Raw genomic sequence first — 546 nt, forward strand, 5'->3', positions numbered from 1 at the left:
ACTTCAGGGTAAAGTCGTTTAAGTCGAATTCGTGCATCTTGAGTGGTGAACTGCCAATTCACCGTCGAATGAGCATCATTTCGGTCGGATTCCCAAGCTTTTACACGCGAGATCATTTCGCTTCGAGTGGGGACATAATCGGATAACGCCTGCCGACTTAGAACGCCAATCTCAATTTCAGCCATGTTTAACCAACTTCCATGTTTCGGCGTATAATGAATTTCTAATTTGTTCGCGATTCGCTTGGCTTCCGCGGGTTCAAAAGCTTCATAAAGAGATCCAATACTGTGGGTATTCAGATTGTCCATCACCAGTACGATTCGCTCGGCTTCTGCATAATGGACGTCTACCAGCTCTTGAATACACGCTGCAAAGTCGACTCGCTTACGTTGGTCGCTCACTCGAACATAACGTTTGGACTCAAGCGGAGCAAACATCATGAATAGATTCACAACTCCATTTCGCTTGTATTCATAGTCCATTCGTTTAGGTGAACGAGGTTTAACTGGAATCGAAGACCGGATTTCTAGCGTGAGCTGTCGATTC

At 45.4% G+C, this 546-nt stretch carries 1 protein-coding gene; it reads right to left on the bottom strand.

The annotated features are described in order from the left end of the window. Positions 1 to 482, bottom strand: a 482-nt coding sequence (locus tag WKI47_RS04250; protein ID WP_340225928.1) for a transposase, incomplete at its 3' end; no start/stop codon positions are given. Positions 483 to 546 lie beyond the last annotated feature (64 nt).

The sequence above is a fragment of the Saccharibacillus sacchari genome (assembly GCF_037722395.1).
GTDB lineage: Bacteria > Bacillota > Bacilli > Paenibacillales > Paenibacillaceae > Saccharibacillus > Saccharibacillus sacchari_A.